Source organism: Amycolatopsis sp. NPDC049253 (assembly GCF_040678995.1).
GTDB lineage: Bacteria > Actinomycetota > Actinomycetes > Mycobacteriales > Pseudonocardiaceae > Amycolatopsis.
In genome coordinates this window covers 1268-27362 of the sequence record NZ_JBFAQX010000035.1, presented here as the reverse complement: position 1 = coordinate 27362, position 26095 = coordinate 1268, and the positions used below count along the sequence as shown (strand labels likewise).

Sequence of the window (26095 nt, the reverse complement as noted above, 5' to 3'; positions counted from 1 at the left end):
TCGTGAATCCCCCGTTCGATCACCGGCACCTCGACGAGCTCATGGAAAGAGCCGGGCTCGACGCACTGGTCGTGACCTCGAAGCACAACGTCCAGTACCTGCTGGGCGGGCACAGGTTCTTCTTCTTCGACTACATGGACGCCATCGGGACCAGCCGGTACCTGCCGACGCTGGTGTACGTCCGCGGCGAGCTCGACGCGACCCGCTACATCGGCAACGCGATGGAATCGTGGCAGCTGGACAACGATCCGGTGTGGGTGTCCGATGTGGACACCAGCACCTGGCGGGCGCAGGACGCGATCGAACTCGCCCTCGCGCACCTGCTCCGCGTGCTGCCGGGACAGGCCGTGGTCGGCATCGAAGGATCCTTCCTGCCGGTCGAGGCGTACCAGCGGCTGGCGGCGGACCCGTCGGTGACGCTGCGGGACGGCCAGTTCGTGCTGGAACGCCTGCGCGCGGTCAAACGGGCGGACGAGCTGAAGCTGCTCGAAGAAGCGTCGGACGCCATCGTGCACTCGATGGAGGCGACCTTCGGCGAGCACGGGGCGGGCTCGACGAAACGCGAGATCGTGCAGACCCTGCGCCAGGAACAGACCCGCCTCGGCATGACCTTCGAGTACTGCCTGGTGAGCATGGGCGCCAGCCACAACCGCGCGCCGTCGAACGCCAGCTGGGCACCCGGTGAGGTGCTGTGCCTGGATTCCGGCGGCAACCTCGGCGGCTACATCGGCGACCTGGCGCGCATGGCGGTGCTCGGCGAACCCGACGCCGAGCTGGAGGATCTGCTGGCCGAAGTCGAAGCCGTGCAGCTGGCCGCGCGGGAACCCATTGCGGACGGCGTGGTCGGCCAGGCGATCTTCGAGCGGGCAGGCGAGGTGCTGGCCACGAGCCCCCACCGCGCCGTGACCACCTTCGTCGCCCACGGCATGGGACTGATTAGCCACGAGGCGCCTCGGCTCACGTCGACCGGCCCGGTTCCCTACCCCAACTACGACGGTCCCCGCGCGCTGGCGGCCGGCATGGTCCTCTCGATCGAAACGACGATGCTGCACCCCCGGCGCGGGTTCATCAAACTCGAGGACACCGTGACCGTGACCGCCGAGGGGCACCGGGCGTTCGGCGACCGCGCGCGCGGCTGGAACGTCGTGGACCTCGCCCCCACCCGCGTCTGAGGCCGTCCCCACGCAGCCCGCCACTCCCGCCCGACCCGCAGAGGAGCCACCGATGACCGACACCCTGCCCGACACGATGTCCGCCGTGATCTTCCGGGGCGAGGGCGTGCTGGCGCTGGAGGAGCACGCGGTACCCGTTCTCACCGAACCCGACGACGTCATCATCAAGGTCGGCGCGGTCGGGATCTGCGGCTCGGACCTGCACGCCCTGCACACGCCCCCGACCCACCCGGGCCTGCCGGGCGTGATCTTCGGGCACGAGTTCTGCGGCAAGATCGTCGCCGCCGGCCCGCAGGCGCGCGGACTTTCGGTGGGCGACCGCGTGGCGGTGGACCAGAACCCGCCGTGCGGGCGCTGCGGCCCCTGCCGTGACGGACACGGCAACTTCTGCGAGCCGTTGTTCGACAACCCGCACCTCGACATCCCGTGGCCGAACACCCCCGGGTTCTTCTGGGACGGCGGAATGGCCGGCTACGTCAAGGTGCCTTCGTACTTCGCCTACCGCGTGACCGCCGACGTGCCCTACGAGCACCTCGTGCTCGCCGAGCCGCTCGGATGTGTCCTCAACGGGATCAACAAGGCCGGAGTCGTGGTCGGCGACCGCGCGGTCGTGCTCGGCGGCGGGCCGATGGGCCTGCTCGCCGTCATCGCGCTCAAGCACTTCGGGGTGGCACAGGTCATCCTGGTCGAACCGGCCGTCAAACGCGCCGAAGTCGCGAAACAGGCCGGTGCGGACCTGGTGCTCAACCCGAAGGAAGTCGACGTACGCGAGGAAGTGCTGGCCGCCACCGGCGGCCGCGGCGCGACGCTGGTGTTCGAGGCCGTCGGTTCCCAGCTGGACACCGCGGTCGACGTCGCCGCGGACCAGGCGCGGATCGTGGTCGTCGGCATCGACAACAGCTACCGCGCCAACCTGTCCGCGATGACCGTGACGATCAAGGAGCTGCGCATCCTCGGCTCGTTCCTGATGCGCTACACCATGCGCGAATCGCTCGACCTCATCCAGAGCGGCAAGCTCCCGCTCGAACGCGTCGTGAGCCACGTGCTCCCGCTGTCGGACATCCACAAAGGAATCTCGCTGGCGCAGGCCGGCGAAGGCCTGAAGATCGTCTTCAAGCCATGAGCGGAGCGGCTTCGAGGACCGGCGCGGGCATCGCACACCCCGTGCACGAGGCCGGCTACGACCTCGTGCTGGCCGACATCGACGAGGCCGGACTGGCGCGCGTCGCGACGGAACGGGGCGGAGCCATTACACTGACCGCGGACCTGACCGCCCCGGACTCATCCGCGCGTCTCACCGGGGTCGCCCGAGCCACACCCGGCATCTGGGGGCTGGTCAACTGCACGGGAATCTCCCTGATCAAGCACGCCCGGCCCATTCCGCTCGGCCGGGCACAGACCGCGGCCGAGGTCGGTGCGCTCGCTGTGTTGCTGCTCGGACCGGGCGCGCGGAGCGTCTCCGGCGGAATGCCCACCGTGACCTTCGATTTCGCGCACGCGGCGGCCGCGATCCGTGCTGGGGTGGCGCGATGACCGCCCAGTTCGCGGTGCGGTTCAAGGAAAAACTCGCCTCCGGCGGGCCGCTGCTGGGCACGTTCGCGGGCCTCGGCAGCCCGGTTGCGGTGGAGGTCGCGGCCGCGGCCGGCGCCGACTGGGTGCTGCTGGATCTGGAACACGGCGGGGGTTCCGAGGAGCTGGTCGGGCCGTCGGTAACCGCGGCGGCGGCCTACGGGGTCCCGCTGCTCGTCCGGACGGAAAGCGGCGACCGGCCCCGAGCCGGGCGGGCGCTGGACGGCGGGGCGAGCGGCATCATGATCCCCCGGATCGCCGGAATCGCCGACGCCCGCGACGCCCTGCGGATCCTCCGGTACCCGCCGGACGGCGACCGCGGGGTGGCGACCTACAACCGCCAGGCCCGGTTCGGGCTGCGGCCCGAAGTACTCGCCTCACGCAACGACGAGGTCGCCGGCATCATCCAGGTCGAGACCGTCGGCGCGCTTCGCGACATCGACGAGATCGCCGCGACCCACGGCGTCGACGTGCTGTTCATCGGCCCCGTCGACCTCTCCTACGCGCTGGGCGTGCCGCTGGGGTTCACCTCACCGGCGTTCCGCCAAGCCCTCGACACCGTCGCCACCGCCGCCAAACGGCACGGAAAGACAGCGGGGATCATGGCACCCTCGGCCGCCGCCGCGGCCGACTACCTCACCCGCGGGTTCCGGTTCCTCTCCATCGCGTCCGACGCGTCCCTGCTCGCCAGAACCCTGCACGACGCCTTCGCGTCGGTGGGAAAGGAACACCGGTGAGCCCGGTGCGGCCGTGATGTCGTAGCGACCGTCGAGGTACCGGAGGCTGTCGATGTTGCCGAAAGCCGCTTCGCCGGTGCTGTCGGACGGCGTCGTCGTTGCGGTCACCCCGGACCATCGGGATGGGCGAGGTCATAGGCACGGGAGACCTTCTGGGGCACCACCATCCGCCACGCGTCCACGACCAGCTCGCGGGCCTCGGCCGGATCCAGCGCGGCGAGATCGCAGTGGACCCAGTTGAACCGCATGTCCGACTCCGACGGCAACCGGAACTTCCCCGGCTCGCCGGCGACGAGCGCGGCGCGCTCCTCCTTCGGGAACGCGAACCCCATCTCCGCCTCGTCGAGGGAGAACGCGACATACACGATCTGCTTGACCCGGAACTTCAACCGGCCACGCACGTAGACCGGATAGGACCGCTCGAGCGCCGACCCCAGGGCACGAACATCCTCGACCACCGCCATGACGCACCTCCTCACCCGAGGACGAAGGCTGCCAGATCGCGCGCAGCACGGAAAGCCGGTTGTTCCGGGGTCGTTCCCATCACCAGAGTGCCGAAGAGCAGCAGCCTCAGAAAACAGTCCGCCAGTCGTCGCGGATGCTGATGACGGTCCAGCCATCGCGGTCGGCTTGGTCGAGGGCCTGTTCGGCGCCGGTGGTGTACGCAAACTCGCGGTCGGGGTCGTCGTGGAGAACGAGGAGGCGCAGGGTGGGTTTGTCGGGGTGGTGGGTGAAGCGGAGCATGGGGATGTCGCCGTTGGCGTTGCCCGCGGCCAGGAGGGGCCGGCGTCCGGTGCGGCTCCAGATACGGATGGGCTTCTCCGGGCCGTCGTCGAGGTAGTCGAGGACGGGCTGGTGCCGGATGGTGCCGCCGTGCTCGTCGTCCTCGTAGGACAGTGTCGCGGTGCTGCCGATGACCTGCTCTCGCGGCACACCGTAGACCGCGTGGCTGATGGGCCGCATGAAGTCGCGGCCGCCACCCGAGGCGATGTAGGTGCTGAAGCCGTTGTCCGCCAGATGGGCCAGCAGCTCGACCATCGGCGCGTAGGCACACTGCGCGTACGGCCGGCGCAACGTCGGATGCCGGGTGTTGGTCAGGAACTCGTCCGCCTGGGCTTCGAAGTCCTCGACGCCGATTCCGGCGTACGCCTCGAGCACTCCGGCGGCCAGCGCGGGGAGCTGGGTGTCGTCACCGGCGTAGTGCGCGGCGACCACCGCGCCGAACCAAGCCAGGTCGTTCTCGTACGCGGCTTTCCACGGCTGGCGCGCCCGCAGTTCGGGTGACTCCCCGGCCATGGCGGTGAGGCGGCGGAGGATGAAGTCGAGCTGGATCGGAACCGGTTTCTCGCACCACAGCGTGCCGTCGTTGTCGAAGGTCGCCACCCGCTCGTCGGCCGGCACCTCCGCTGCGTGCTCGACGAACTGGGTGATCGCCTTCTTCGCGGCGCCGTCGCGCCAGGTGGTCAGCACGAGGCAGCTCCTTCCGGTGGTGGTGTGCGCGACGTCGCCACAGTCGCAGCGGGCCGGATCGCGCCTCATCACCCGTGCCGGGTGACCTGCGCAGGGCGACCCGTCGAGGACTTCTCGCTTGCCGAGGCTGACGCGGCCGCTCGGTGGTCGAAACCCGGCACGCGGAATCTGCGACACCACGAGCCGGTGCCCGCCGCCTGTGGTGTTCACCTGGTGCAGGTGAAGCCGGGCGCCGTCGCGCGGTGTCGGATGGTGCGCGCGAGGCGGCCTTCAGTCGCGGGAGATGAGGAGTGACATGAGCAACTCGTTCCGGGGCAAGATCGACATCGACATCCGCGACTCGGTTCCCGACTGGGAGCCCTTCGAGCCGCCGCGGGCCGCCAACGGCGCGCCGAACGTGGTCTACCTGGTTCTCGACGACGTCGGGTACTCGGCGATGAGCTGTTACGGCGGCGTCATCGAGACCCCGAACATCGATCGTATCGCGGCCGGCGGCGTGCGGTTCACGCAGTGGCACACCACCGCGCTGTGCTCACCGACCCGGTCCTGCCTGCTCACCGGCCGCAACCACACCCGCAACGCGATGGCCTGCATCACGGAGGCGGCGATCGGTTTCCCGAACGCCAACGGCACGATCCCGCCGGAGAACGGCATGATCTCGGAAATCCTCGAGGAACAGGGCTGGAACACCTACATCGTCGGCAAGTGGCACCTGTGCCCGACCGACGAGATGAACCTCGCGGCGACGCGGCGGAACTGGCCCACCGGCCGCGGGTTCCAGCGGTTCTACGGGTTCCTCGGCGCCGAGACGAACCAGTGGTATCCCGACCTCGTGTACGACAACCACCCGGTGGACCAGCCGAAGACTCCCGACGAGGGGTATCACTTCACCGACGACATCACCGACAAGGCGATCGAGTTCATCAAGGACGCCAAGGCGATCGCGCCGGACAAGCCGTTTTTCCTCTACTACGCGCCGGGCGCGTGCCACGCGCCGCACCACGCGCCGCGGGAGTGGATCGAACGATTCGCCGGCCGCTTCGACATGGGATACGAGGTGCTGCGCGAAACGGTGCTGGCGCGGCAGAAGGAGCTCGGCATCGTGCCGGCCGACACGGAACTGCCGCCGATCAACCCGATCGGTACTCCCCAGACCCGCCAGGGCCCGGACGGGCAGCCCTTCCCGCCGCTGGACTACACGAAGCCATGGGACTCCCTGTCCGACCGGGAGAAGCGGCTCTTCGCGCGGATGGCCGAGGTCTACGCGGGTTTCCTCGCCCACGCCGATCACCACATCGGCCGGCTGCTCGACCACCTGGAGGAGACCGGGCAGCGGGACAACACGCTCGTCATCCTGGTCTCCGACAACGGCGCCAGCGGCGAGGGCGGCCCCAACGGTTCGGTGAACGAGAACAAACTGTTCAACGGCATCCCCGACGACCTCGACGAGAACCTCGCGATGCTCGACGAGCTGGGCGGCCCGAGGACCTACAACCACTACGCGAACGGCTGGGCGATGGCCTTCAACACGCCGTTCAAGATGTGGAAACGCTACGAGTTCAACGGCGGCACAGCCGACCCGTGCATCATCTCCTGGCCGTCGGTGCTCGGGCACGGCGGCGAGATCCGCCACCAGTACCACCACGCGATCGACCTCGTGCCCACGGTGCTCGACTGCCTGGACGTGCGGGTGCCGGACGCGATCAAGGGACACCCGCAGAGCCCGCTCGACGGGGTGAGCATGCGCTACAGCTTCGCCGACCCTTCGGCGCCCTCGGCGCGATCCACGCAGTTCTACTCGATGCTCGGCTCGCGCGGGATCTGGCACGACGGCTGGAAGGCCGTGACCACGCACCCGACGATCAGCGGCTGGAGCAACTTCGGCGACGACGTGTGGCAGCTCTACCACACGGACGTCGACCGCTCCGAGGTGCACGATCTCGCGGCCCGAGAGCCCGAGAAGCTCGAGGAATTGATCCGGCTCTGGTTCGCGGAAGCCGACGCCAACGGCGCGTTCCCGCTCGACGACCGCTCGCCGCTGGAGATCCTCAACACGCCCCGGCCGCAGCTGTCGGCGGCGCGCAACCGGTACGTCTACTACGCCGATGTCGCGGACGTTCCCGAGCAACAGGCGGTCAACATCCGCAACCGGTCCTACTCGATCGGGTCCCTTGTGGACATTCCCGGCAAGGGCGCGGAAGGCGTGCTGTTCGCCCACGGCGCGCGGTTCGGCGGACACGCGCTCTACGTCAAGGACAACCGCCTGCACTACGTCTACAACTTCGTCGGCATGCTGGAACAGAAGGTCGACGGGACCGAGGACCTGCCGGCGGGTGAGAACCTGATCCTCGCGGCCTCGTTCGACAAGGACGGCGAGGACCCGCCCGGCATCGCCACCGGAATCCTGTCGCTCTACCACGGCGACCACAAGGTCGGCGAGGGCCGCATCAAGACCCAGCCCGGCTCCTTCGAACTCGCCGGCGAGGGCCTGTGCGTCGGCCGCGACAGCGGGGCCGCCGTCACCGACGACTACCGAGGGCAGCGCCCCCACCGGTTCACCGGCGGCACCATCAAACGGGTTGTCATCGACGTCAGCGGCGACCCCTACGTCGACATGGAGCGCGAGGCCGAGGCGATGCTCATGCGCGAGTAGCCGGACACCACTGCCGCCGGCGGCACCGCGTGCCGCCGGCAGCAGCCGGTCGAGTTCGTCGAGGAGCCGTGATCACACCGGATGAGAACGCCTCGCGGAACCACCTCGGCGACGACTTCCGATGGGAGTCTGGGTCTTGCTCAGCAAAGCCGACTTCGGATGGCTCGCCCCTCAGGAACCGGGGATGCGGCGGACCGCGCCGGTGTCGGCGGAGGTCGCCATGGCGGCGTAGGCGCGCAGGGCCTTCGAGACCGGACGATCGCGGTCCTTCGGAGTCCACGGTCGTTCCGATGCGTCCATCTCGGCGCGGCGTTCGGCGAGGACGTCGGCGGGCACGTCGAGCTTGAGCACCCGTTCCCGGACGTCGATGATGATCCGGTCGCCGTTTTCGACGAGTCCGATGGTGCCGGCCGCGGCGGCTTCGGGTGCGACGTGTCCCACGGAGATCCCGCTGGAGGCACCGGAGAAGCGGCCGTCGGTGACCAGCGCGCACTTGGCGCCGAGACCCGTGCCTTTGAGGAACGCCGTGGGGTGGAGCATTTCCTGCATCCCGGGGCCGCCGGCGGGGCCTTCGTAGCGGACGACCAGCACGTCGCCGGGCTGGATGCGCTTGGTGAGGATCGCGGATACGGCTTCTTCCTGGCTTTCGACGACCAGCGCGGGGCCTTCGAAGTGGAAGATGCCTTCGGGGACGCCGGCGGTTTTGATGATGGCGCCGTTTTCGGCGAGGTTGCCGCGCAACACCGCGAGGCCGCCGTCCTTCGTGTACGCGTGCTCGAGGTCGCGGATGCAGCCGCCGACGGCGTCGGTGTCGAGTGAGGACCAGCGGTTGTCCGTGGAGAACGCTTGCGTGGTGCGGACGCCGCCCGGCGCCGCGTGGTACAGCTCGACGGCCGCGGCGGACGGCACGGCGGCGCGGATGTCCCAAGTGGACAGCCAGTCCGACAGCGACGCGGCGTGGACCGTGTGCACGTTCTCGCGGAGCAGCCCGGCCCGCCAGAGCTCGCCGAGGATGGCGGGGATGCCGCCGGCCCGGTGGACGTCTTCCATGTGGTAGTCGGAGTTCGGCGCGACCTTGGACAGGCACGGCACGCGGCGGCCGATGTCGTCGATGTCGCTGATGGTGAAGTCGACCTCGCCCTCCTGGGCGGCGGCGAGGATGTGCAGCACGGTGTTGGTCGACCCGCCCATGGCCATGTCGAGCGCCATCGCATTCTCGAACGCCTCGCGAGTGGCGATCGACCGCGGCAGCGCCGAGGCGTCGTCCTCGCCGTACCAGCGCTTGCACAGCGACATCACCGTGCGGCCGGCCTCCCGGAACAGCTCTCGACGGGCACGGTGGGTCGCCAGTGTGGAGCCGTTGCCCGGCAGCGACAGGCCCAGCGCTTCGGTGAGGCAGTTCATGGAGTTCGCGGTGAACATGCCCGAGCACGACCCGCAGGTCGGGCACGCGACCTGTTCGACGGCGGTGAGCGCGTTGTCGTCCACGTCCTTCGAGGCCGAGGCGGCGATCGCGGTCAGGAGGTCGGTGGGGGCCTGGGCGACGCCGCCGACGACCACGGCCTTGCCGGCTTCCATCGGCCCGCCGGAGACGAACACGGTGGGGATGTTCAGGCGCATGGCGGCGTTGAGCATGCCCGGCGTGATCTTGTCGCAGTTGGAGATGCAGACGAGCGCGTCGGCCTGGTGCGCGTTGACCATGTATTCCACGGAGTCCGCGATGATCTCGCGCGAGGGCAGCGAGTAGAGCATGCCCGAGTGACCCATCGCGATGCCGTCGCCCACGGCGATCGTGTGGAACTCCCGCGCGATGCCCCCGGCCTCCTTCACCGCCTCGGCGACGATCTCCCCGAGGTCCTTGAGGTGCACGTGGCCCGGCACGAACTGCGTGTAGGAGTTGGCGATCGCGACGATCGGCTTGCCGAAATCGCTGTCGGTCATACCGGTCGCACGCCACAGCGAGCGCGCGCCCGCCGCATTGCGGCCGTGGGTGGTGGTCCGGGAACGAAGAATCGCCATCGCCGTCCTTCTCGAGTGCTTCGGGTCACTCGACTCTGACCGGTGACATCCAGGCATGCAACGCACTGGTTCGAGGGAATTCTTGCGACGTTGGCAACAGTGCCCGCACAAGACTCAACAGATGACCGCGGCAGATGAATTGATGCCCGACGTCACCTCGCCTTAGCGTCACGGCAACCCCCAGGGCGCGAGGAAAGGAAACACCGTGGCAGCACGTGGTCTCACCTGGAGCCAGCTCTACGTCGGCCAGGAGTTCGAATCGGCGACCCGCACCATCACCGAAGGCGACGTCGTCACCTTCGCCGGCACGACGGGCGACTACTCCGAAGTCCACGTCAGCCGGGCCTACGCCGAGAAGACCGAGTTCGGCGAACGGATCGCCCACGGCTTGCTGGGCCTGTCCATGGCGCACGGGCTGATGCTGGGCGGTGGCCTGCTGTTCGGGACCGCGATCGCGTTCCTGGGACTTTCGGACTGGTCGTTCAAGGCCCCGATCCGGTTCGGGGACACCATCCACGTCCGCTTCGTGGTGGACGAGCTGCGCCGCCGGACCAAGCGCCCCGACCAGGGTGTGGTCACCTTCGCGGTGGAGCTCGTGAACCAGCACGGTCAGATCGTCCAAAGTGGGCGCAAGGCGATCCTCCTGCACGCCGAACCGGAGGACGCGGCGCGTCCGGCGGAGCACGAGGCCGTGGAACCCGCGCGATGAGCGGCGGCGCGGGGCTGTGCGAGTCGCCGGGGTCCTCGGTCTACGAGGGCGTGCGCATCCTCGATTTCACCCAGCTCGAGCAGGGACCGTCGGGCACGCAGGTGCTCGCGGACTTCGGAGCCGAGGTCATCAAGATCGAACGCCACGACATCGGCGAGATCGGCCGCGACCACAGCCCGCGGGTCAACGGCATGAGCCCGCACTGGGCCGCCAACAACCGCAACAAGCTCAGCCTCAGCCTCGACCTCAAGGCCCCGGGAGCGCGCGACGTCCTCGAACGCCTGGTCAAGACGGCGGACGTGGTCGCCAGCAACTTCCGGCCCGGGGTCATGGAGCGGCTCGGTCTCGGTTACGAGGACCTCCGCGCGATCAACCCGCGGATCATCTGCGCGTACGCCTCGGGCTACGGGCGCAGCGGCCCCTACGCCGAGCGTCGCGGGCAGGACCTGGCCGCGCAGGCCATGGGCGGTGTCCTGGCCTTGACCGGATCCGCCGACTCCCCCACCGCGGCCGGCACGTACGCCATCGACTACGTCGCCGCGATGCATTTCGCCCAGGGCATCATGCTCGCGCTGGCCGCGCGGGAGCGCACGGGTGAAGGACAGGTCGTGGACTCGTGCCTGCTCAACTCTGCGGTGGCACTGCACCTGCAGGAGGCGACGACCTACCTGAACACCGGGCGGGAGTACCCGCGCCCGCCGCGGGGCATCGCGCACAGCCACTCGACAGCGCTGTACGCGCGATACCGCACCGCGGACGACCGGTGGCTCGTGCTCGTGGGCGAGTACTTCGTGGACCGGCCGTGGCAACGGGTCTGCGACGCGCTGGGACTCAGCGCACGCCGCGACGACCCCCGCTTCGCCACGACGCGCGGGCTGGCCGAGCACGTCGAGGAAACCCACGCGCTCCTCCAGCGCGCCTTCGACGACCTGTCGCTCGACCAGGCCCTGAAAGCGCTGGAGGAGCAGGACATCCTCGCCGCGCCGGTCAACGACTACCCCCACCTGTTCGAAGACCCGCAAGTCCTCCACAACGAGCTGGTCGTCACGGCCGAGCACCCGCACGCCGGCACGGTGAAGCTGGTCGGCCCGGCCGTTAAGCTCAGCGCCACCCCCGCGCGGGTGCGAAACGCTCCGCCCACCGTCGGGCAGGACAACGAGCAAGTCCTGGCCGGCCTCGGCTTCACCTCCGCCGAGATCGCCGGGCTCCAGGAAACCGGCGTCGTCGGGACCGAGAACCGGCGGCACCGCGAAACCGGTGTCGCGCATTGGGGGCCGGCCGAATGACCGGGACTTCTTTCGCCGACCGGCGGGTGCTCGTCACGGGCGCCGGCCGCGGCATCGGGCTCGCCACCGCCCGTCGCTTCGCGAGCTTCGGGGCCGACGTGCTCATCGCCGACGTCGACGCGGACCTGGCCTCGGCGGCCGCGCAGGGCATCCGTGCCGACGGCGGCCGAGCGGAGGCGTTGCCCCTGGACGTGACGTCGGCCGAGGCCATGGCCGCCGCGAGCGACCGCGCGGGACACCTCGACGTCGTGGTCGCCAACGCCGGCATCCAGCTGTTCGGCCCGGCTTCGCAGCTGGACCCGCGGGACTGGGACCGCGTCCTGGAGGTCAACGGGCGCGGGACGCTGCTGACGCTCCAGCTCGCCGCGCGGTGCCTGGCCGACGGCGGCGCCATCGTCACCCTGGCGTCGATCCAAGGGTTCCTGCCCAACGCGCTGTCGGCGCACTACGCGGCGTCCAAGGCCGCCGTCGCCAGCCTGACCAGGTCGTTCGCCGCCGAGCTCGCGCCGCGGGGCATTCGCGTCAACGCCGTCGCCCCCGGCCGCATCGCCACCGGCATGTCGGACCACGCCGACGCCGAGATCGGCCGGCTGACCGGACAGGACGCCGGCACCGCGCTCGAACGCCGGATCAAGGACAACCCCCTGGGCCGGCTCGGCCGCCCCGAGGAAGTCGCGGCCGCGATCACCTTCCTGGCCTCACCGGACGCCTCCTACATCACCGGTGAATGCCTGAAGGTGTGCGGCGGCGACGTGATGACCTGACCCGTTCCGCCACTCGCCCGCCCACCCGCACCGAAACCGAAGGGGAACCGTGACAGACGCCTTCGAGGGAATCCGGATCCTCGACTTCACCCAGCTCGAACAGGGCCCCTCGGCCACCCAGGTCCTCGCGGACTTCGGGGCCGAGGTCATCAAGATCGAACGCATCGACGTGGGCGAGATCGGCCGCAACCAGCAGCCGCTGCTGGCCGCGGGCTTCAGCCCGCACTGGTCCGCCACCAACCGCAACAAGAAGAGCATCACCGTCGACGTGAAGAGCGACGCCGGGCGCGAGCTGATCCTCGACCTCGCGCGGGACGCCGACATCGTGGCCAGCAACTTCCGGCCGGGAGTCATGGACCGCCTTGGCCTGGGCTGGGACCGGCTGTCCGCCGTCAACCCGCGGATCATCGTCGCCTACGCGACGGGCTACGGCCTCTCGGGGCCCTACGCGCACCGCCGCGGCCAGGACCTGGCCGCGCAGGCGGTCAGCGGGTTGATGGCGCTCACCGGCACCCAGGAGAGCGGCCCGGTGCCGACCGGCACGTTCATGATCGACTACCTCGCGTCCATGCAGTTCGCCCAGGGGATGATGATCGCCCTCGCCGCGCGCGAACGCACCGGCCGCGGCCAGGTCGTCGACTCCAACCTGCTCAACGCCGCGATCACCAGCCACCTGCAGGAAGCCGCGACCTACCTGAACACCGGACGGCGCTTCCCCCGGCCCACCACCGGTGTGGCGCACCCCGGCAACACCGCGCTCTACGGCTACTACGAGGCCGCGGACGGGCTGTGGTTCACCCTGATCGGCGAGTACTTCGTCGATCACCCTTGGCAGCGCGCCGCTCGTGCGTGCGGACTGTCCGAACAGGACGTCAACGATCCGCGCTTCCAGACCGTCGAGGGACTTCTCGAGCACACGCGCGAGACCTGGCAGCTCCTGGCCGAAGCCATCGCCAAGTTCCCGCGCGAGGAGATCATGGCGCGTTTCGAGGCCGAAGACGTCCTCGTCGCCCCGGTGAACGACTACGACGACCTGTTCACCGATCCCCAAGTCGTGCACAACGAGCTCGTGATCGAGGGTGACGTCGACGGGGTGGGGCGGGTCAAGTGGATCGGCATGCCGATCACGCTTTCCGACACGCCGGCCCGGCTGCGCGCGGTTCCGCCGAAGATCGGCGAGCACAACGAAGAAGTCTTCACTGCGGCCGGCCTGGCCGAAGAGCGCATCGCGGCGCTGAAGAACGCGGGGGTGATCGGATCCGAATCGGATCGAGAGCGCGGGGGAAACGGGCCCCAGTGGTCCTGAGTTGTCCTTGGCCATCACCGTCGAACCAGAGAAAGTAGGAAGATGAGCGCTCACAGTCCTGCAGCGTCGCAGGGAGACGCCAGAAGCATCCGGAAGATCGTGCTGGCGGGCAGCCTCGGCACGCTGATCGAGTACTACGACTGGGCCCTCTACGGGTACGTCGCAGCCATCATCGCCCCGCTGTTCTTCCCCGGCGGCGACCCGACTGCCGCGCTGCTGTCCACCTTGGCCGTGTTCGCGCTGTCCTATGTGATCCGCCCCATCGGCGGGATCTTCTTCGGCGCCTTCGGCGACAAGTTCGGGCGGCGACCGGCGCTGCTGGTCACGGTGGTCGGCATCGGCCTGGCCAACACGGCCATCGGGTTCCTCCCGACCTATGCCAGCGTCGGTGTGCTGGCGCCGATCCTGCTGCTGATCGTCCGGATCGCGCAGGGCTTCTTCGCCGGCGGTGAGGTCGGCGGCGCGGCCACGGTCATCACCGAAGCGGCACCGCCGGGCAAGAAGGGGTGGTACGCGTCGTTCGTGCCCGTGGGCACCAACGGCGGGTTCGCCATCGCCTCCGCCGCCGTCGGCCTGGTGTCGGGTCTGGTGACGACCAGCGCGATGAACGAGTGGGCCTGGCGCATCCCGTTCTGGGCCGGGCTTCCCCTGACCATCGTCTGCTTCCTCGCCCGGCGCTTCCTGCCGCGCATCGACAACGACGAGAGCCCCCGCCACGGGTTCCCCCTGATCTCCGCGTTCCGGTCGTATCCCGGCCCGCTCATCAAGGGCATCCTGCTCGGCATCGGCGTCCAGGGCACGGCGTACGTGGGCGCGACCTTCCTGTCGATCTACCTCATCACGAGCCTGCACTACGCGAAGACACCGGTCTACTGGATCACCGCGGGCGGCACTCTCTTCGGCGTGCTGATGACCCCGCTGGCGGGCCGGCTGGTCGACCGGATCGGCTCGGTGAACGTGACGATCATCGGCCTGGCCACCTACGCGATCGTGACGTACCCGGCCCTGGTGATCATGGACTTCAACAACCTTTTCCTCGCCGGCGTGGGCTACTTCGTCGTCGCGGTCAACATGGCGACGGCGCAGGCGGGCAACTACACCCTCACGCCCCAGCTGTTCGGCCCGGAAGTCCGCTACACGGGCACCGCGCTCGTGACGAACGTGTCGGTGGTCATCGCGGGTGGAACGGCTCCCTACATCTGCACCTGGCTCGTCAGTTCCACGGGCAACCTGCGGTCGCCGTACTTCTTCGTGCTCGGGGTCAGCCTGATCGGCATCGCCACGCTGCTGACCATGCGCCGGCTGAACGTGGCGCAAGGATCACGGCTCGGCGGCGAGCACGCTGATCCCGGTGGGCAGGCTCATTCTCCGCAGTTCCTGAGCAGCGACCTTCCGGAAGCGGCGGGCGGTCGGTGACAGCTCGGTGTAGGGCCGTGAGATAACGGCCAGCACCCGATATGGGCCCGGCCCGACGATCGGCACGCGTGTCAGATCGTCGAGCCGGTAACCCATGAACTCCAGCGCCGGCAGGGCGGACACGCCGAACCCGGCGCGGACCAGTCCGCCGAGCGTGGCGATGTTGGCGACCTCGAACCGCAGGCGCACCTCCGCTCCCGCGTCCGCGAGCGCTTGATCGGTGATGGCCCGGATGCTGGTGCCCCCGCGCGCGGCCACGCACCGTTCGGCGTCGAAATCGCTCCAGGTGATCGCGTCCCGGTCGGCCCACGGGTGGTCGTCCGGGGCGACGCCGTAGAACTTCTCCTCCAGCACCGGCGTGACCCACAGGCCTTGCGGCACCTCGACGTCGGCGGTGATCGCCACCTCGACCGTGCCCTGTTCCAGGTGGCGCAGCACGTCGTCGTTCCCGCCGTCGACGAGGTGGAAGTCGAGCGCCTCGTTGCCGCTGAAGAACGCGCTCAGCAGCCTCGGCAGGACCGCCGCCGCGAACGACGCGAGAGTGGCGAGTGCCAGCGTGCCCAGCTGCGCTTTGGCGTAGCGGTCGAAGCGCTCCAGCCCCACCGACAGCGTGTCGATGAGCTGGTCTGCGACCTTGAGGAACTCTTCCCCCTCCGCGGTGACGACGACGTTGCGCGTGTCCCGCTGCAGCAACGTCACCCCCAGCGTGCGCTCGAGCTGCGACACCGACCGGCTCAGCGTCGACTGCGACAGGTTCATGTGGCGCGCGGCGCTGGTGTAGCTGCGGGTCCTGGCCACCTCACGGAACACGCGAATCTGGTGCAGCGTGACGTCGTCGACGGCCATGATCTCCTCCTCCGCTCAAAGGTCGTCCCGGATGTCCGGCACCGGGAACCGAGCCGGGGGCTTGCCCGTTTCCGGACCTGTCCCCGGTCAGCATGTCATCCTCGCCGCGCCGCGACAGCGCGACCGGACACGGGGAAAGGCCGGCCGGACGGGGTTTCCCGTCCGGCCGGCCTTTCCGGTGCGCGGCTCGCCCGCGGCGTCAGCCGGGTGGGGTCAGACCACCGACTGGGCGCCGTCGACCGTCAGCACGTGACCGCTGACGAAGGACGCGCTGTCGGACAGCAGGTAACACACGGCTTCGGCCACATCCTCGGGCCGGCCGAACCGGCCGAGCGGGATCTTGCCGAGCCGCTCCGCCCGGGACACCGGCTCCTCCAGCGTCGGGGCCGTCAACCGGGTCGAGATCACGCCCGGGGCCACGGCGTTGACCCTGATCCCGTGCTCGGCCAGCTCGAGCGCCAGCGAGTAGGTGAGACCGACGATCGCCGCCTTGGCCGAGGAGTAGTGGGCGAGGTTGACCCGCGGCTGCCACGCCGCGATGGAAGCGAAGTTCACGACCGCGCCACCACCGTCGGCGGCCATCGTCCGCGCCACGGCCTGCGTGACCACGAAGGTGCTCCGCGCGTTGACGGCCAGGACCCGGTCCCAGTCGTCGGCGGACAACTCCAGTGCGGCTTCGCGGTTGTGGGCCCCGGCGACGTTGACCAGCCCGGTGATGGGCTTGCCGTCCGCCAGGGTGTCGATCGCCGCGCACGTCGCCGGCGTGTCCAGCAGGTTCGCCGCGGCCGCGGCCGCGCCGAGCTCGGCGGACAGCTCGGACAGCGCCGGGGAGTCGAGATCCATCAGCAGCACTTCGGCCCCGCGGGCCGCGGCGGTGCGCGCGACGACGGACCCGATGTCCCCGGCGGCGCCGGTGACCAGGATCCGGTGGCCGTCGAGCTGGTCGGTGAGCTTCGGGGTGCCGCGGCAGGGCTCGGTGGAGGTGCTCACGGGTCACTCCTCGCCTTTCGTCGCCGACCACAGGGCGCGCTTGGCGGCGATGCGGCCGGAGATGAACGCCCAGCCGACGTGGTTGCCGTGGCCTTCCAGCAGGAGACCGCCCTGTCCGTTGGACCCGGCCGCGAACAACCCCGGGACCGGGTCGTCCTGCTTGTCGAGGACGCGCATGTCGGTGTCGATCGCCAGCCCGCCCTCGGTCAGCACGATCCAGCTCTTGAGCGGGCCGAGCGCCACGAAGTTCTGTTCGCCGCCGGCGGACTGCCCGAGCGAGAGGGCGAGCTTGCGTGGATCGGCGCCGATCTTGGCCGCCAGATCCGCCACCGTCCGCGCGCTGTGGAAGATGTCGCGCCGGTTGCGGCGGTAGTCGTCGATGTACGCGTACGCGACACCGGGCGCGGTCGAGATGAAGTTGGGCCACTTCTTGAACTGGGTGGCCGTGGCCTCGTCCATCACCAGGTAGCCCTCGCCGCCGGGCTGGTCGGGCAGCTCGAGCTCCGGGTTCGCGCTTTCGTCGGTGAACCGCTCGCCCTCGGCGTTGACCAGGATCGCGCCCTGCTTGAAGACGTTCGGCGACGGCGCGAGGTAGGAGGTGGCGAAGGACATGATGAACGGCCGCTGGATCGCGTCCGGCAGCCACCGCAACGCCAGCAGCATGATCGTGGTCAGGATCCGCCAGGGCGGCAGCTTCTGCAGCAGGAGCTTGCGTGGCGGAGCCACGAACCGCATCTCGGGGCCGACCGCGAGGTCGCCGTTGAGGATGCGGCCGCCGACCTCCATCCCGAGCCGCAGCCCGTCACCGGTGCTGGTCGGGTTGATGCCCTCGACCCGCGCCGCCCTTGCCGTGGCGAACTGGCTGGTCTTGATCTCCACGCTGGAGCTGAAGTCGCCCGCGGCCAGCACGACTCCGCGCCGGGCCCGGATGACGCGCCGGGCACCGCTCGTGGTCTCGGTTTCGACCCCGACGACCCGGCCCTCCTCCACCACGAGGTGGCGTGCCGCCGTGTTCGTGAGGATGCGCACGCCCGCTTTGCGTGCGGCCCGTTCGAACCAGTAGATGTAGGCCGAGGAGTTCGGCAGAACGTTGTGCATGCGCGGGCTGCGGTGCGGCGGTTCCGGCATGGGGCCGAAGAGCGCGACCCCGTGGTCCTGGACCCAGTGCAGCGTGTCCGCGGAGTTGTCGACGTACACCCGCCGCAACGCGAGGTTGTCGCGCTCCACGAGCGGACCGGCGAACTTCGCCATGTCCTCGAAGTGCTCGCTCGGCGCGTCGGCCACGCCGGCTTTGCGCTGCAGCCGGGTGCCGTTGGCCGAGAACGAGCCGATCGACCGGCTCGTGGTCCCGCCCAGCTCGGGGTTCTTCTCCAGGAGCGCGACGCTCGCGCCCATTTCGGCCGCCTGGGTGGCGGCGGCCAGGCCCGCGCCGCCGCCACCCACGACGACGAGGTCGTATGTGATCGCTGATTCTGTGGACAAAGTCGCTCCTTCGCGGCCATCCGGTGAGGCCCTGTCGGGCTCGTAGTCGATGACGGTGCGCCGCGTTCAGCGCGCCGCGTCCCACCCGGCGACGGTCAGCACCGCTCGCATGCGCTCCGCGGCCAGGGCCGGATCGGGCAGCAGGCCCAGGGCGTCGGCCTGCCGGAAGACGTCGGTGAGGTGGTTCACCGACCGCATGCCTTCCCGGCCGGTGACCATCCGGAAGTGGTCCTGGTGCCCGGAGAGGTAGGCCAGGAACACGACCCCGGTCTTGTACTCCCCCGCCGGGTGCTCGAACAGCCGGCGCGCGAGGGTGAGCGTGGACTCCATGTCGGCGGTGAAGCCGTCGGGATCCCCGGCGTCCAGCTTCTGGAACGCGACGGACGCGATCGGCGCCAGCGGGTCCAGCACCCCGAGCAGGCCGTGGCTGTGGTACTCGCCGTCGCCGCGGATCAGCTTGGGGTAGTCGTGGTCGTCGCCGGTGAAGACGACGACACCGTCGGGCAGCTCGCGGCGCAGCCGCTCTTCGCGTTCCACGTCCAGCAGGGAGAACTTGAACCCGCGCAGCCGCTCCGCGTGGCGCTCGGCCAGCGTGACGACCGCCTTGAGCGCCTCGTCCACGTCGGTGTGGCCCCAGTAGGCCCGCAGGGCCGGGTCGAACACTTCGCCGATCCAGTGGATCAACGCGGGGGTCTCGACGCGTTCCAGCACCCGGTCGTAGACGTAGGCGTAGTCCTGGGGACCCGTCGCGACCCGGGCGAGCACGTGGCTGGCCCGCAGGACCGCGCCGCGGCCGAGGCCCTGGATGAAGTCGAGCTGTTCGAGGTAGGCATCGGCGATGTCGTCGAGGGTCGGCGAGGTGACGTCGAGCTGGTCGGTGCCGGCACCGCAGACGATCTCGCCGCCGGCCTCGGTCGCGGCCTCGCTGGACCGGCGGATCAGATCCTTGGTCTGCGCCCACGTCAGGCCACCCGGGCCGCGTTCGGAGGTGTCCATCGCCTCGGCCACGCCGATGCCGTAGCGCCAGAGGTGGCGGCGGAACGCGATCGTGGCCTCCCAGTCGACCGGGGGTTCGACCCCGGGCGTGTACTCGCCGAGCGGGGCGGCGACGACGTGCGGCGCGGCGTAGACGTCGCGCTGGGCGAACGGGGCGGCCGGCGCGGGGAACTCGCGGGCGGGGCCCATCGTGTGCTGCTCCGCCGTGCCGTCCGGGCGCGGGAGCTTGAGGGTGATCGAGTCGGCCATGCGAACTGCCTTCCGGGGGAGGTGGTGGGTGTGGGGTGGTCGTGGCCGGAGCCGCGGGTCACCGTGCGGTCGTGAGCAGGCGCGCCGTCCGCTCCCGCAGGTCCAGGGCGTAGTCGAGATCGGAACCCTGCCGGGGTTCGTCGCTGAGGACCTCGACCTGCCAGCGGCCGGTGTAGCCGACGCTGTCGACCAGCCGGACGAAACCCGGCAGGTCGATCACCCCGTCACCGGGGCGGCCCCGCCCGCGCAGGAGGTTCGTCGTCGGGACCAGCCAGTCGGACAGGTCGACCGCCATGAGGTGGGGAGCGGCCGCGCGAACGGACTCGGTCAGCTCCGGGTCCCACCACACGTGGTAGACGTCGAGCGTGATGCCCAGCCACTCGGAGGCGAACTCCTCCGCCAGCGCCGTCGCCTGGGCGAGCCGGGAGACCGACGACCGCTCCGCGACCATCATCGGGTGGAACGGTTCGATCGCCAGCCGCACCCCGCGGGCCTGGGCCTCCGGGAGAATCCGCGCGAGCCCCGCCCGGATCCGGCTTTCGGCCTCGGCGAAGGTGGTCGTCACACCGCCGACCACCACCACGACCGCTTCGACGCCGAGCCGCGCCGCCGTGTCGAGCACCGCCAGGTTCGACCGCCACCGCGCGTCGTCCTGATCGTCTTCGGTGAAGTAGCCCAGCCGGCAGAGGCTGAAGACCTCGACCCCGAGGTCTTCGGCGGCCTTCGCGACCACGTCGACGCCGTCGTGGTGGACCGGAATATCCCACACGCTCGCGGCCATGCCGGAGTCCGCGCAGACCTTCAGGAACTCGGGGGTGGAAAGGTCCAAAAAGGACCCCTGGCTCAACACCAGTGAATCGTGGGACATCAGGCCGCTCCTCGCTGCTCGCTGCCGGTGAGGCGCGGGAATGTGCCGGGTGAGGCTGTGTTCGTCAACTTTCCGTCAGCTCCGTTTCTTCAGTGGTCGGGGTGGGCGGTCAGAGCATGTAGTCGCCGCCGGAGACGTGGACGCACTCGCCGGTGAGGTAACCGGCGTCGTCGGAGGCGAGGAACGACACGACCGACGCGATGTCGGCGGGGCTGCCCGGCCGGCCGGCGGGGATCTGCCCGACCCGCGCGGCCCGCGCGGTTCCGGCCGCACTACCGTCCAATTCGGACTCGAAGGCGTCAGCTCGCGCCCACAGCTGCGTGTCGATCATCCCCGGCGCGATCGCGTTGACCCGCACGTCCGGCGCGAACTCGAGCGCACAGGACTTCATGATGTTCAGCGCGGCCGCCTTCGACGCGGCGTAGTGCGGCGAATGCGGCGTGCCGAGCCGCGCCGAGCGCGACGCGATGACCACGATGCTGCCGCCCCGGCCCGCCGCTCGCAGGTGCCGGCCGGCTTCGCGGGCCGTGAGGAACGCGCCCCAGGCGTTGACGTCGAAGACCGCGTCCCACTCCTGCTTGGTGACGTCGAGCAGCTCGTTGAACGTCTGCCGCCCGGCGTTGACCACCGCGATGTCCACGGGCCGCGCGAGCAGCTCCTCGGCTCGGGGAAGCAGGGCGCGCACCTGAGCCTCGTCGGTCACGTCGACCTGCAACGCCGCCGCGGTGCCGCCTTGCTCGCACAGGGTTTTGGCGGCCTGCTGCGCGGCGTCGCCGTTCACATCGGTGAGCAGAACCGCGGCGCCGTCGGCGATCAGCCGCGTCGCGATCGCCAGCCCGATCCCCTGCGCCGCCCCCGTCACGACCGCGGCTCGTCCGGCCAGCCTCACGACAGGCTCCCGTCGAACCGGTGGTTTCGGCGCGCCACCGCGCACGGGTGATGATCGATCGTCACTGATCCTCCTGGGCGTCCTTCACCGGCGGCGCTCGCGAACCGCCGTAATCCACAGCTCCGGGCACGACGGAACCTCGCGGGTGTCCGTGACACCCGCGTTCGTCGATCCGCAGAGCACACTCGCCACCGGCTGGGGTCCGCCGGGGCCGGCGTTCAGTCAGCCGGACTCGTCGGCGGGTTCGACCGCCTGCCGCGCGGCGCCGAGGGCAGCCGCCGAGTCGCTGAAAGTCCGCACGCATCGACATTGGCGCCCGGGATTGAAATACGCAACGCACTGATCCGGGAAATCTGTTGCGTTCTGCACATCATTCTGTGCACGCGCTTCAAGAGACGCGGCCGTGCGAGCACGAGGAAGATCTCCCAGGTTTGGGGAGGCCAGGTCATCCGGACAGCCGACGCGTTTGCGCTGTGCGCGGCTCCCCGGCACCCCGGTGCCGCCGATCACCAGGCGCACGCCCGCGCGGTCACCCCAGGCCGAGGCGGGTGGCGAGCGCGTCGAGGGCGAGGGTGACCGTGAACTCGTACTCGGCCGCGGCGTCGAAGCGGGCGAGGTGTGGTGCGGCGTCCACCACGGCGGGCAGGGCACTCTCCTCCAGGATCGCCTGGCGTTGCGCGATTCCCGTGAGATCCGTCGTCCCGTAGACCGGCCCGGCGTTCACCTCGCGCAGCAGGGTGCCGACGAGGGTCGCGACCAGCGTGCGCAGGAGGTGGACGGACTCGGCGGGAGCACAGCCGGCCTCGCGCAGGACGGACAGGACCGCCTCGACCGGCGCGAGGCCTTCGAAGGAACCGAGCTGCCGGGTGAGGACGAGGGAAGCGGCTTCGGGATGGGCCAGCGCGCGCTCGCGGAAGGCGTAGGCGATCGCCCGCAGGTCGGCCCGCGGGTCGCCGGTGGGCTCGGGCAGCGCGATGGCCCCCAGGAGGTTCTCGGCGACCGCGTCGAGGAGGCCTTCCTTGCCGTCGACGTGGTTGTAGAGGCTCTTCGCGTCCGCCCCGAGGACCCGCCCCACCGCGCGCATGCTGACCGCGTTGACACCCTCGGCGTCGATGACCCGCAGCGTCGCCTCGACGATCGCCTCGCGGGAGAGCCGGCCCTCACCCTTGGGCGGGCGCCCGCGGCGCGGGGTGCTGGTGGTCATGGGGTCCATCGTGCCGGAGATCCTTGCCGAAATCCACACCGTGGGTATAGCGTGCCACCCCTAAACCCACGCCGTGGATAAAGGGAGCCCGGATGTCCCGTTTCACCCTGCCGCCCGAAGCTGTGCTCCGCGCCCGCGAGAAGGTCGTGCTGGACCACATGCGAGACGAGGTCGTCCAGGACTGGGACGCCACCCTCTCGACGTTCCCGCACCCCCACTACGAGCTCATCGCCCCGATGACCGTGCACGACGGCGACGGACCGGTCCGCGAGTACTACCACGACACGCGAGTCGCCTTTCCCGACCAGAACCACGAGATCATCGCGCTGCGCCACGCGCACGACGCCGTGATCGTCGAGTTCTGGCTCACCGGCACCCACCGCGGCCCGCTCGGCAAGATCCCCCCGACGGGCTCGGCGCACCGCACCCGGATGACCGCGTACTTCGTGTTCGACGCGGACGAGAACCTGATCATCGAACGCATCTACTTCGACCAGCTCACGATCCTCAAGCAGCTTCTCGGCGGCCTGGACAAGACGAAGCCCGCCGACCTGCTCACGCTCGGCCGCGCCGTCGTCGGCGCGTTCGCGACGGCCGGCGGCGCACCGGACCCGCGCCTGACCCACACCACCGCACCCGACCTCGGCGACTGACCCGGCAGCGATGAAGGTCCACCACCTCAACTGCGGCACCATGCGCCCGTGGGCGACCCCGGGCGGGGTGGTCTGCCACGTTCTCCTCGTCGAGACGCCCGGCTGCCTCGTCCTGGTCGACTCCGGACTCGGCCTCGAGGACGCCGAGGACCCCGCCCGCCGCTTCGGCCCGGCCCGGTTCTCGCTACGCCCCGCGTTCGACAAGGCCGAAGCCGCCGTCACCCAGGTCACCCGCCTCGGCTTCGACCCGCACGACGTCCGCCACGTCGTGCTCACCCACTTCGACGCCGACCACACCGGCGGGCTCGCGGACTTCCCCTGGGCCCAGGTCCACCTCACAGCCGCCGAACGCTTCGCCGCCCTGCACCCGAAGGGCGTCGTCGAACGCGGCCGGTACCTGGCCGCCCAGCGCGCACACGGCCCGAACCTGGTCGCGCACACCCCCGCCGAGACCGAAACCTGGCTCGACTTCGCCGGCGCCGAGGAACTCACCGGCATCGCGCCCGGCATCGTGCTCATCCCCCTGCCCGGACACTCCCGCGGCCACGCCGCGATCGCCGTCGACGCCGGAGACCACTGGGTGCTCCACGCCGGAGACGCCTTCTACCGCCGCGGCCAGCTCGACGGGACCGGCGCACCCACCGCGCTCACCGCGCTGGAACGCCTCGTCGCCCACGACTGGAAACAGGTCAAGGCCAACCACCACCGCCTGGGCGAACTGGCGCGCGCGGCCACCCCCGGCCTGCTCCTGGTCAACGCGCACGACCCCGAACTGCTGCACCGGGCGCAGACCCTGACCGTTTGACCGGCGCGACTCCGCCGCGCCGGCCGTCGCTCCGGGACCGTCAGGCCTGAACTGCGATCTCCCTCGCCGAGCGCAGACCGGCACCCGTGCCCGGGAAGCGGTGCCGGCTACGGAGTCCGATCAAAGACGTCGCACGTGCCGGGGCCGCGGTCCGATCTCTCCGACACCGAGATCGCCATCACCTGATCGAAGGGAAGCCCGGTGAACGAGAACGTCTCCCCGGCCTCTTGCCCGCCGATCGTCTTGTGCTGCTCGCTCGAGCGCTCGTCGAACGTCTCGGCGAAAACGGTCAAGTTCGCCGGACCCGGGTAGGTGACGTGCACATCGAACCCATCGGCGGTCGCCGTCGCGGTCGCCGTGTACGGGTCGCAGATCAGTTGCTCGAGGTTCTCGATGTGCGCGTGCAGCAGGCCCGCTGCACGCAGGATGGCCGCCGCGCCGATGCCCCCGTCGGTCGTCGTATCCGACGACGTCACCGCCTCATGGGCCGCTCGGGATGGCTGCAGACCCTCCGCCCGGCGATCGTTGGCGCCGACCCCGGCTATCACGAGGACCAGCACCGCGGCTCCCCCGATGATCCACGGCCAGCGCCGCCTCGGTCTGGACGCTGAATGTGGCGGGACCAACGGGCGTGAGCTGGACACTTATACTCCTTCGCTGACATCAACATGACATGGTCGGTCCGCCCGCACCCGGCGTTACCGGGAACCGCCGGGAATTCGCCTCCCGGCGACCCCGGCGCCCCCTCGGGCGAGCAGCGCGCCGGCAGCGGACACCACGAGGCCGCCGTCGCGCAGCCCCCACAGGCGACCATCGGCGCTGGCCACAGCACGTTCACGCCGCCGCGCATCGCAACCTGACCGCAAGCCACGCCTCGACGGCGAGCCCGCGTCGAGTGAGCGGATTCACTACGCGGGCTCGATCCTGGGCCCGCTTCGGACACTGGCGGCAGGACCTGGCAACCGGTCACCTCGGCGCACCCAACCCATGCAGGAGGGGGTTGACTCAGCAGAGCGCGGCAACGATTTCCATGACGCGGAACAGTGCGATTGCCGCCTCGGCGCGACGCCGGGTAAGCCGACACGGCGCAGCCGAGCCGCCTCGTCGACTTGCCCGGCGGTTGTGGCCGGCGAAGTTCACCTGGAGGTCGAATGCACACTGCAGCAGCAGCTCCGAGACGTCCCGACCGGCGGCCAGGACGTTCAAGACGCCGGGCGGCAGTCCGATCGCCTCGGGGATCTCGCCCATGACGTACGCCTCGCCGGGCGCCTCCGGCGCGGGCTTCAGGACGCCGGTGCAGCCTGCGAGGAGCGCCGGCGCGCTTGTAGGTGATCAAGCCGACGGGGTGGTTCCACGCGACGATGGCGCCCACTACGCCGACCGGCTCGCGAACGAGCAGGCCGTACCCGTCGTCAGTGGGGTCAACCTCTTCCTCGAAGGGGAACTCGGCTGCCAGCCCGGCGTAGAACTCGAAGCCCGCCGCCCCGAGTTCGCCGACGACCCGGCGACATGGCGTGCAGCACGCCGCTCTCGCGCGGCCAGAGCTGCGCCAAGTCGTCCGAGCGCCGTCGAAGCTCGGCCGGGAACGCACGCAGGTAGCCGGCGCGCTCCTCGTGGCTCATCCGCTGCCAGGGCCCACGGTCGAAGGCCTCACGCGCCGCGGCCACCGCGCGGTCCATGTCGGACTCGCCGGCATCGGGGACCGTGAGGTACACCTGTTCGTCAGTCGGATCCAGTACCTCGATCTGCGCGGTACTCAGCGGGGCGACCCACTCGCCACCGACGAAGACACGGTCCGGGTGCCGGATCGGCATCACCTTGCGGTGCGGGCTCATCGCGGCGCTCCCTGAGTTTTGCCGATCATCACCGTCCCGAAGACAAGACGCGGGACGGCCTTCGCGCCCGGGGGGGGGGTGGGGGTGGGGGGGGGAGGCGGGCCGGCGCGCCCGCAACGCGCCGGGGGCGGAGGGGGGGCCGCCCGCCCGCGCCGCCACGACGCGGGGGGGCGCCGC

At 70.3% G+C, this 26095-nt stretch carries 24 protein-coding genes and 1 pseudogene; 12 read left to right on the top strand and 13 right to left on the bottom strand.

Features of this window, described 5'->3' with window-relative positions:
• The first annotated feature begins 2 nt into the window (after positions 1-2).
• From AB0K15_RS41745 to AB0K15_RS41730, 4 genes are read left to right on the top strand one after another with little or no spacing between them, the layout of a single operon-like run.
• Entirely contained in the window at positions 3-1172 is a 1170-nt protein-coding gene (locus tag AB0K15_RS41745; RefSeq protein WP_364064448.1) for a Xaa-Pro peptidase family protein, read from the top strand.
• A gap of 52 nt (positions 1173-1224) precedes the next feature.
• On the top strand, positions 1225-2295 hold the full coding sequence (locus AB0K15_RS41740) for an alcohol dehydrogenase catalytic domain-containing protein (protein WP_364064445.1): 1071 nt from the start codon (positions 1225-1227) through the stop codon (positions 2293-2295).
• Between the two features lie 41 nt (positions 2296-2336).
• Positions 2337-2705: a hypothetical protein gene (locus AB0K15_RS41735; protein WP_364064442.1), complete on the top strand. Its 369-nt coding sequence runs from the start codon at positions 2337-2339 to the stop codon at positions 2703-2705.
• Positions 2702-3478, top strand: coding sequence for an aldolase/citrate lyase family protein (locus tag AB0K15_RS41730; RefSeq protein WP_364064439.1), 777 nt, complete (start codon positions 2702-2704; stop codon positions 3476-3478). The genes AB0K15_RS41735 and AB0K15_RS41730 overlap by 4 nt, the downstream gene beginning before the upstream one ends.
• Before the next feature lie 104 nt (positions 3479-3582).
• On the opposite strand, the gene AB0K15_RS41725 is transcribed toward AB0K15_RS41730, so the two are convergent.
• Both AB0K15_RS41725 and AB0K15_RS41720 read right to left on the bottom strand, forming a co-directional pair.
• Positions 3583-3942 carry an MmcQ/YjbR family DNA-binding protein gene (locus AB0K15_RS41725; RefSeq protein ID WP_364064436.1) on the bottom strand — a complete coding sequence of 120 codons (360 nt, stop codon included), beginning with the start codon at positions 3940-3942 and terminating at the stop codon, positions 3583-3585.
• 106 nt (positions 3943-4048) lie between these two features.
• Entirely contained in the window at positions 4049-4948 is a 900-nt protein-coding gene (locus AB0K15_RS41720) for an HAD family hydrolase (RefSeq protein ID WP_364064433.1), read from the bottom strand.
• Between the two features lie 295 nt (positions 4949-5243).
• On the opposite strand from AB0K15_RS41720, the gene AB0K15_RS41715 reads away from it, so the two are divergent.
• Entirely contained in the window at positions 5244-7601 is a 2358-nt protein-coding gene (locus AB0K15_RS41715) for an arylsulfatase (RefSeq protein ID WP_364064430.1), read from the top strand.
• A 171-nt stretch (positions 7602-7772) separates the two neighbouring features.
• Here AB0K15_RS41715 and ilvD read toward each other — a convergent pair whose 3' ends face one another.
• Positions 7773-9620: a dihydroxy-acid dehydratase gene (ilvD, locus tag AB0K15_RS41710; RefSeq protein WP_364064427.1), complete on the bottom strand. Its 1848-nt coding sequence runs from the start codon at positions 9618-9620 to the stop codon at positions 7773-7775.
• Positions 9621-9825: 205 nt separating this feature from the next.
• Between ilvD and AB0K15_RS41705 the strand changes: the two genes are divergently transcribed.
• From AB0K15_RS41705 to AB0K15_RS41685, 5 genes are read left to right on the top strand one after another with little or no spacing between them, the layout of a single operon-like run.
• Positions 9826-10329: a MaoC/PaaZ C-terminal domain-containing protein gene (locus AB0K15_RS41705; RefSeq protein WP_364064424.1), complete on the top strand. Its 504-nt coding sequence runs from the start codon at positions 9826-9828 to the stop codon at positions 10327-10329.
• Positions 10326-11615, top strand: a complete 1290-nt coding sequence (locus tag AB0K15_RS41700; protein WP_364064417.1) for a CoA transferase — start codon at positions 10326-10328, stop codon at positions 11613-11615. Before AB0K15_RS41705 ends, AB0K15_RS41700 begins: the two co-directional genes overlap by 4 nt.
• Entirely contained in the window at positions 11612-12379 is a 768-nt protein-coding gene (locus tag AB0K15_RS41695) for an SDR family NAD(P)-dependent oxidoreductase (RefSeq protein WP_364064413.1), read from the top strand. Before AB0K15_RS41700 ends, AB0K15_RS41695 begins: the two co-directional genes overlap by 4 nt.
• 49 nt (positions 12380-12428) lie before the next feature.
• On the top strand, positions 12429-13685 hold the full coding sequence (locus AB0K15_RS41690; RefSeq protein WP_364064410.1) for a CoA transferase: 1257 nt from the start codon (positions 12429-12431) through the stop codon (positions 13683-13685).
• A gap of 42 nt (positions 13686-13727) precedes the next feature.
• Positions 13728-15101, top strand: coding sequence for an MFS transporter (locus tag AB0K15_RS41685; protein WP_364064406.1), 1374 nt, complete (start codon positions 13728-13730; stop codon positions 15099-15101).
• On the opposite strand, the gene AB0K15_RS41680 is transcribed toward AB0K15_RS41685, so the two are convergent.
• From AB0K15_RS41680 to AB0K15_RS41650, 7 genes are all read right to left on the bottom strand, one after another.
• On the bottom strand, positions 15006-15947 hold the full coding sequence (locus tag AB0K15_RS41680) for a LysR family transcriptional regulator (protein ID WP_364064400.1): 942 nt from the start codon (positions 15945-15947) through the stop codon (positions 15006-15008). The two genes, AB0K15_RS41685 and AB0K15_RS41680, sit on opposite strands and share 96 nt — an antisense overlap.
• Before the next feature lie 213 nt (positions 15948-16160).
• The gene (locus AB0K15_RS41675) at positions 16161-16937 is read right to left on the bottom strand and encodes an SDR family NAD(P)-dependent oxidoreductase (protein WP_364064393.1); all 777 of its coding nucleotides are present in this window, start codon (positions 16935-16937) and stop codon (positions 16161-16163) included.
• A 3-nt stretch (positions 16938-16940) separates the two neighbouring features.
• Positions 16941-18419, bottom strand: coding sequence for an FAD-dependent oxidoreductase (locus AB0K15_RS41670; RefSeq protein ID WP_364064389.1), 1479 nt, complete (start codon positions 18417-18419; stop codon positions 16941-16943).
• A gap of 66 nt (positions 18420-18485) precedes the next feature.
• A complete protein-coding gene (locus tag AB0K15_RS41665) occupies positions 18486-19664 on the bottom strand; it encodes a DUF993 family protein (protein WP_364064383.1) in 1179 nt (392 codons plus the stop codon).
• Positions 19665-19722: 58 nt separating this feature from the next.
• Positions 19723-20532, bottom strand: coding sequence for a sugar phosphate isomerase/epimerase family protein (locus AB0K15_RS41660; RefSeq protein ID WP_364064378.1), 810 nt, complete (start codon positions 20530-20532; stop codon positions 19723-19725).
• A 109-nt stretch (positions 20533-20641) separates the two neighbouring features.
• On the bottom strand, positions 20642-21421 hold the full coding sequence (locus AB0K15_RS41655) for an SDR family NAD(P)-dependent oxidoreductase (RefSeq protein ID WP_364064374.1): 780 nt from the start codon (positions 21419-21421) through the stop codon (positions 20642-20644).
• A 529-nt stretch (positions 21422-21950) separates the two neighbouring features.
• Complete coding sequence (locus AB0K15_RS41650; RefSeq protein WP_364064371.1) at positions 21951-22625, bottom strand: TetR family transcriptional regulator; 675 nt, start codon at positions 22623-22625, stop codon at positions 21951-21953.
• Positions 22626-22717: 92 nt separating this feature from the next.
• On the opposite strand from AB0K15_RS41650, the gene AB0K15_RS41645 reads away from it, so the two are divergent.
• Positions 22718-23278, top strand: coding sequence for an ester cyclase (locus AB0K15_RS41645; protein WP_364064368.1), 561 nt, complete (start codon positions 22718-22720; stop codon positions 23276-23278).
• Between the two features lie 10 nt (positions 23279-23288).
• Entirely contained in the window at positions 23289-24083 is a 795-nt protein-coding gene (locus AB0K15_RS41640; protein WP_364064365.1) for an MBL fold metallo-hydrolase, read from the top strand.
• A 107-nt stretch (positions 24084-24190) separates the two neighbouring features.
• Here the strand turns inward: AB0K15_RS41640 and AB0K15_RS41635 are convergent, their stop codons facing one another.
• The 3 genes and pseudogenes from AB0K15_RS41635 to AB0K15_RS41625 all read right to left on the bottom strand — a co-directional run bounded on the left by AB0K15_RS41635 (position 24191) and on the right by AB0K15_RS41625 (position 25918).
• The gene (locus AB0K15_RS41635; protein ID WP_364064362.1) at positions 24191-24643 is read right to left on the bottom strand and encodes a hypothetical protein; all 453 of its coding nucleotides are present in this window, start codon (positions 24641-24643) and stop codon (positions 24191-24193) included.
• Between the two features lie 445 nt (positions 24644-25088).
• Positions 25089-25539, bottom strand: a pseudogene (locus tag AB0K15_RS41630) (aldehyde dehydrogenase family protein).
• The gene (locus AB0K15_RS41625) at positions 25505-25918 is read right to left on the bottom strand and encodes an aldehyde dehydrogenase family protein (RefSeq protein WP_364064359.1); all 414 of its coding nucleotides are present in this window, start codon (positions 25916-25918) and stop codon (positions 25505-25507) included. Before AB0K15_RS41625 ends, AB0K15_RS41630 begins: the two are co-directional and overlap by 35 nt.
• Positions 25919-26095: the final 177 nt, after the last annotated feature.

What these genes read in the sequence shown, in the direction of transcription:
- AB0K15_RS41740 (WP_364064445.1), top strand. Translation starts at nt 1,225, where the DNA reads ATGACCGACACCCTGCCCGACACGATGTCCGCCGTGATCTTCCGGGGC.
- AB0K15_RS41730 (WP_364064439.1), top strand. Translation starts at nt 2,702, where the DNA reads ATGACCGCCCAGTTCGCGGTGCGGTTCAAGGAAAAACTCGCCTCCGGC.
- AB0K15_RS41725 (WP_364064436.1), bottom strand. Translation starts at nt 3,942, where the DNA reads ATGGCGGTGGTCGAGGATGTTCGTGCCCTGGGGTCGGCGCTCGAGCGG.
- AB0K15_RS41715 (WP_364064430.1), top strand. Translation starts at nt 5,244, where the DNA reads ATGAGCAACTCGTTCCGGGGCAAGATCGACATCGACATCCGCGACTCG.
- ilvD (WP_364064427.1), bottom strand. Translation starts at nt 9,620, where the DNA reads ATGGCGATTCTTCGTTCCCGGACCACCACCCACGGCCGCAATGCGGCG.
- AB0K15_RS41700 (WP_364064417.1), top strand. Translation starts at nt 10,326, where the DNA reads ATGAGCGGCGGCGCGGGGCTGTGCGAGTCGCCGGGGTCCTCGGTCTAC.
- AB0K15_RS41695 (WP_364064413.1), top strand. Translation starts at nt 11,612, where the DNA reads ATGACCGGGACTTCTTTCGCCGACCGGCGGGTGCTCGTCACGGGCGCC.
- AB0K15_RS41685 (WP_364064406.1), top strand. Translation starts at nt 13,728, where the DNA reads ATGAGCGCTCACAGTCCTGCAGCGTCGCAGGGAGACGCCAGAAGCATC.
- AB0K15_RS41680 (WP_364064400.1), bottom strand. Translation starts at nt 15,947, where the DNA reads ATGGCCGTCGACGACGTCACGCTGCACCAGATTCGCGTGTTCCGTGAG.
- AB0K15_RS41665 (WP_364064383.1), bottom strand. Translation starts at nt 19,664, where the DNA reads ATGGCCGACTCGATCACCCTCAAGCTCCCGCGCCCGGACGGCACGGCG.
- AB0K15_RS41660 (WP_364064378.1), bottom strand. Translation starts at nt 20,532, where the DNA reads ATGTCCCACGATTCACTGGTGTTGAGCCAGGGGTCCTTTTTGGACCTT.
- AB0K15_RS41650 (WP_364064371.1), bottom strand. Translation starts at nt 22,625, where the DNA reads ATGACCACCAGCACCCCGCGCCGCGGGCGCCCGCCCAAGGGTGAGGGC.
- AB0K15_RS41645 (WP_364064368.1), top strand. Translation starts at nt 22,718, where the DNA reads ATGTCCCGTTTCACCCTGCCGCCCGAAGCTGTGCTCCGCGCCCGCGAG.
- AB0K15_RS41640 (WP_364064365.1), top strand. Translation starts at nt 23,289, where the DNA reads ATGAAGGTCCACCACCTCAACTGCGGCACCATGCGCCCGTGGGCGACC.
- AB0K15_RS41625 (WP_364064359.1), bottom strand. Translation starts at nt 25,918, where the DNA reads ATGAGCCCGCACCGCAAGGTGATGCCGATCCGGCACCCGGACCGTGTC.